Here is a 4,850-nt window from a genome sequence, read left to right on the forward strand (position 1 = left end):
GTGGCGGCGGCCGTACGGCCGGTGCGGGGCGGGCGGGTGGTCGTCGACTGGCTGACCACCACGGACCACAAGAAGATCGGCCACCTGTACCTGATCACGTCGTTCGCGTTCTTCCTCGCGGGCGGGGTGATGGCCCTGCTGATGCGGGCCGAACTCGCCCGTCCCGGGCTCCAGATCGTCGACAACCACCAGTTCAACCAGCTCTTCACCCTGCACGGCACGGTCATGCTGCTGCTCTTCGCGACGCCCAGCTTCGCCGGGTTCGCCAACGAGCTGATGCCGCTCCAGATCGGGGCGCCGGACGTCGCCTTCCCCCGGCTCAACATGCTGTCGTACTGGCTGTTCCTGTTCGGCGGGCTCATCGTCATGGGCTCGCTGCTCGTCCCCGACGGGCCCGCCGCGTTCGGGTGGTTCGCCTACGCGCCCCTCAACAGCTCCGTCCACTCCCCCGGCGTCGGGCCCGACCTGTGGATCATGGGGCTCGCGCTCGCCGGGTTCGGGACGATCCTCGGGGCGGTCAATTTCATCACGACGATCATCGGGATGCGGGCGCCGGGGATGACGATGTTCCGGATGCCGATCTTCACGTGGAACACGCTGTTCACGTCGATCCTCATCCTGCTCGCGTTCCCCGTCCTCGCCGCCGCGCTGCTCGTCCTGGAGGCGGACCGGCGGTTCGGCAGCCAGGTCTTCGAGGCCGCCAACGGAGGTGCGCTGCTGTGGCAGCACCTCTTCTGGTTCTTCGGGCATCCCGAGGTGTACATCATCGCGCTGCCGTTCTTCGGGATCGTCTCGGAGATCATCCCCGTCTTCTCCCGCAAGCCGATCTTCGGCTACCTCACGCTGGTCGGCGCGACCATGGCCATCACCGGGCTCTCCGTCGTCGTCTGGGCCCACCACATGTTCGCCACCGGCGCCGTCCTCCTCCCCTTCTTCTCCTTCATGAGCTTCCTCATCGCCGTGCCGACCGGCGTCAAGTTCTTCAACTGGACGGGGACGATGCTGAAGGGCTCCCTCTCCTTCGAGACACCCATGCTCTGGGCGACGGGGTTCCTCGTCACGTTCCTCTTCGGCGGCCTGACCGGCGTCATCCTCGCGTCTCCTCCCCTCGACTTCCACGTCACCGACACGTACTTCGTCGTCGCCCACTTCCACTACGTCGTCTTCGGCACCGTCGTCTTCGCCATCTTCGGCGGCTTCTTCTTCTGGTGGCCCAAGTTCACCGGCAAGCTCCTCGACGAACGCCTCGGCAAGATCCAGTTCTGGACCCTCTTCACCGGCTTCCACACAACATTCCTGGTCCAGCACTGGCTAGGCGCGGAAGGCATGCCCCGCCGCTACCCCGACTACCTCGCGGCGGACGGCTTCACGGCCCTCAACACGATCTCGACAATCGGCGCGTTCCTGCTGGGCCTGTCCACGCTCCCCTTCCTCTACAACGTCTGGCACACGGCGAAATACGGCAAGCGCGTAGATGTCGACGACCCCTGGGGCTACGGCCGCTCCCTGGAATGGGCCACCTCCTGCCCACCCCCACGCCACAACTTCACCACCCTCCCCCGCATCCGCTCCGAGTCCCCGGCCTTCGACCTCCACCACCCGGAACACGCGGAGGGGGTGTAGGCCCGACGGCCGCCCGGACGACAGCCGAGCGGGCGAGAAGCCGGCGCCGAGCAGGCGGAGCAGCGGGTGAGCACGGAGCGACGGAACGGCTCGGGACGGCACACGGCACCCGGCAGGCGGCAGGCGGCAGGCGGCAGGCGGTACCGCCGTCGGAGCCGCATGGCACCTGTGCGCTCCCCGCGTAAGGCCGGTCGACCCGGCACGTGCGCGTGCGCGGGGCGGCGAGGGGCATGCGCCCGGCGAGGGGAGTAATCGGCGGAGTACGTGGCGGGCCGAACCCGGGGCGGAGCCCTTTGTGGAGGTCGGGGATCGGGTGAAGGCGGGGCAGCAGGTGGCGATTGTCGAGGTGATGAAGCTGATGATCCCGGTCGAGGCGGACCGGGACGCGGTGGTCGTGGAGGTGCTTGCCGGGGATGGGGAGTCCGTCGAGTATGGGCAGGCCCTGTTCGCGCTGGGGCCGGTGGGCTGAGGATGTTCGACACGATTCTTGTCGCCAACCGGGGCGAGATCGCGCTGCGGGAGATCCGGGCCTGCAAGGAGCTGGGGATCCGCAGCGTGCTCGCGCACTCCACGCGCGACGCGGACAGTCTGCCGGCGCGGCTCGCGGATGAGACGGTCTGTATCGGGCCGCCTCCGGCGAAACAGAGTTATCTGAACGCCGCCGTGATCCTTCAGGCCGCGCTCAATACCGGCGCGCAGGCGGTTCACCCCGGTTACGGCTTCCTCTCCGAGGACGCCGACTTCGCGGAGGCGTGCCGGTCGGCCGGGGTCGTCCTGATCGGCCCGCCGCCGGAGGTGATGGCCGAGCTGGGCAGCAAGGTGAGCGCCCGCAGGCTCATGTCCCGCAGTGGGCTCCCGCTGCTGCCGGGCGCCACCGAACCCCTCGACCTCGCCGCCGCCCGCGACCTCGCGGCCCGCATCGGCTACCCGCTGCTGATCAAGGCGGCGGCGGGCGGCGGCGGACGCGGCATGGGCGTGGCATGGGACGCGGGCGACCTGGCGGAGGTGTTCCGTACGACGCAGGCCACCGCCGCCACCCTGTTCGGCGACGCCCGGGTCTACGCGGAGCGCTACCTGCGCAGCGCCCGGCACGTCGAGGTGCAGATCCTCGCCGACCGGCACGGGAACGTCGTCCACCTCGGGGAGCGGGACTGCTCGATGCAGCGCCGGCACCAGAAGCTCATCGAGGAGTCGCCGGCCCCGGCGCTCCCGGCGGACTTCGTCGCCCGCATCCGCGAGGCCGCGGTCACGGGCGCGCGGGCCGCCGGGTACGAGGGGGCGGGAACCTTCGAGTTCCTGGTCGAAGGCACCGAGGACTTCTACTTCATGGAGGTCAACTGCCGTATCCAGGTGGAGCATCCGGTGACGGAGATGGTCACCGGCATCGATCTGGTCGCCGAGCAGATCCGGATCGCGGCGGGCGAACCCCTGCGCCTGCGCCAGCGGGACGTCGTCCTGAACGGCGCGGCGATCGAGTGCCGTATCAACGCCGAGGACCCGCGCCGCAACTTCGCCCCCGCGCCCGGCACCATCACCGAACTGAGCCTTCCCGCAGGCCCGTTCGTCCGCGTCGACACCCACGTCCACCCCGGCTGCAAGATCGCGCCGGAGTACGACTCGATGATCGCGAAGATCATCGCCTGGGCCCCCGACCGGGACACCGCGATCGCCCGCATGCGCCGGGCGCTCGGCGAGACCGTCGTACGCGGCGACGGCCTGCACACCACCGCCGGCTTCCTCGACGAGCTGATCGACTCGCCCGCGTTCCGTACGGCGGCGCACACCACGAACCACATCGACACGCTCACCAGCTAGGAGCCCGTGTCACATCCCCGAACGGTCCCTGGACCGGTGGGAGAGGGCGACGCAGACCGCCGCGAGTCCGGCGAACGCGAGCCCGGTGACCGCCATCGCCATGACGAGGCCGTCCGCCAGCGGTTCCACGAGCCGGCGGACGGCCTCGTCCGCGACGGCCGGGCGCGCCGGCCCCGCCCACTGCGCGACGGCGATCACCAGCCGCGCCGCGCCGGCCGCGAACGTGACCGCCGCGAGGGCGACGGCCAGCGCCCGGACCCGGCGCCGGGCGAGGAGCAAGCCCGCGAGCCCCGAGACGACGGCGGCGGGGACCAGCACGCCGGACACCGTGTCGGTCACCCCCACAACCTGGGCGGCCCGGTGCAGCGCGGGCTTGCGGATCAGCGTGAACGACAGGTCCAGCTCGGGAGGCAGCACCGACGTCAGCAGCCGGGGCAGCCCCGCCCGCTCCACCGCGACATGGACGGTGATGTCGAGACCGTGGGGCGACAGGCCGAGCAGCGAGTCGTCCCGCAGGACCTCGACCAGCCGCGCGTGGCTCGTACGCAGCGCCGACGTCCACGCCCAGCGGAAGGCGGGGCTCTCCACGAACGCCGGGGCCGCGTCGGCCACCATGCCGCGGACCTGCGCCTCGCCGAACGGCAGGGACAGGCCGACCGCGTCGAACAGCTGCCGCTCCGCCTGCTCCCCGATCAGCTTCCCGGCCGCCGGGTCGGCGGGCACCGGGGCCAGCGCCGCCACGAACCCCGAGGTGGACAGGAGGGTGTCCTCGGCCCACCCCGTCGTCTGCCCGAGCACGACCGAACCCGCCGCGCCCGCGATGCACAGACCTGCGGCGCAGGCCCGCAACCGGAGACGCAGCGGGGAGGGCATCGGCGTCAGGAGCCGCGCTTCTTGTCGGTCAGGACCGTCAGCACCGGGCCCTGGTCATCGGCCGGGCCACGGACCTGCCCGCCGCTGACCGGGCCGTCGGCCGGCCCCTCGACGGAGACGTGCGGCAGGATCCGGTCGAGCCACGCGGGCAGGTACCAGTTCCACTTCCCGCACAGCTGCATGGCCGCCGGCACGAGGATCGTCCGCACCACCAGCGCGTCCAGCAGGATGGCCGCCGCCACCCCGAGCCCGAACTCGGCGATGATCCGCATCCCGGCGAACACGAAGGCCGTGAACACACAGATCATGATGATCGCGACGGCCGTGATGATCTGCCCCGTGGCCGCCTGCCCGCGCCGCACCGCGAAGTTGTTGTCGCCGGTGTGCAGCCACTCCTCGTGGATCCGGCTGACCAGGAACACCTCGTAATCCATCGAGAGACCGAACAGGACGGCCAGCATCATCGGTGGCAGGAACGACTCCACCGGCCCCGCGGGCCCCGCCCCCAGCGCGGACGAACCCCAGCCCCACTGGAAGAC

The 4,850-nt window shown here is 70.9% G+C and carries 5 protein-coding genes; 3 read left to right on the forward strand and 2 right to left on the reverse strand.

Annotated features, from left to right (window positions below; all coding sequences use genetic code 11):
• The 3 genes from ctaD to AOK24_RS38055 all read left to right on the forward strand — a co-directional run bounded on the left by ctaD (position 1) and on the right by AOK24_RS38055 (position 3,438).
• Positions 1-1,623 carry an aa3-type cytochrome oxidase subunit I gene (gene ctaD / locus AOK24_RS38050; protein ID WP_055724506.1) on the forward strand — a complete coding sequence of 541 codons (1,623 nt, stop codon included), beginning with the start codon at positions 1-3 and terminating at the stop codon, positions 1,621-1,623.
• 166 nt (positions 1,624-1,789) lie between these two features.
• Positions 1,790-2,092, forward strand: a complete 303-nt coding sequence (locus AOK24_RS52400; RefSeq protein ID WP_079057207.1) for an acetyl-CoA carboxylase biotin carboxyl carrier protein — start codon at positions 1,790-1,792, stop codon at positions 2,090-2,092.
• 2 nt (positions 2,093-2,094) lie between these two features.
• Positions 2,095-3,438 (forward strand): acetyl-CoA carboxylase biotin carboxylase subunit, encoded by a 1,344-nt coding sequence (locus AOK24_RS38055; RefSeq protein WP_055724507.1) that lies wholly within the window; start codon positions 2,095-2,097, stop codon positions 3,436-3,438.
• Positions 3,439-3,447: 9 nt separating this feature from the next.
• Here AOK24_RS38055 and AOK24_RS38060 read toward each other — a convergent pair whose 3' ends face one another.
• Both AOK24_RS38060 and AOK24_RS38065 read right to left on the reverse strand, forming a co-directional pair.
• On the reverse strand, positions 3,448-4,311 hold the full coding sequence (locus AOK24_RS38060; protein WP_055724508.1) for a hypothetical protein: 864 nt from the start codon (positions 4,309-4,311) through the stop codon (positions 3,448-3,450).
• A 5-nt stretch (positions 4,312-4,316) separates the two neighbouring features.
• Positions 4,317-4,850: MMPL family transporter (locus AOK24_RS38065; protein WP_159052135.1), on the reverse strand; the 534-nt coding region annotated here is incomplete at its 5' end.

The organism is Streptomyces niveiscabiei, assembly GCF_001419795.1.
Lineage (GTDB): Bacteria > Actinomycetota > Actinomycetes > Streptomycetales > Streptomycetaceae > Streptomyces > Streptomyces niveiscabiei.

Coding starts and splice junctions, on each gene's coding strand:
- AOK24_RS38055 (WP_055724507.1), top strand. CDS start 2,095: ATGTTCGACACGATTCTTGTCGCCAACCGGGGCGAGATCGCGCTGCGG.
- AOK24_RS38060 (WP_055724508.1), bottom strand. CDS start 4,311: ATGCCCTCCCCGCTGCGTCTCCGGTTGCGGGCCTGCGCCGCAGGTCTG.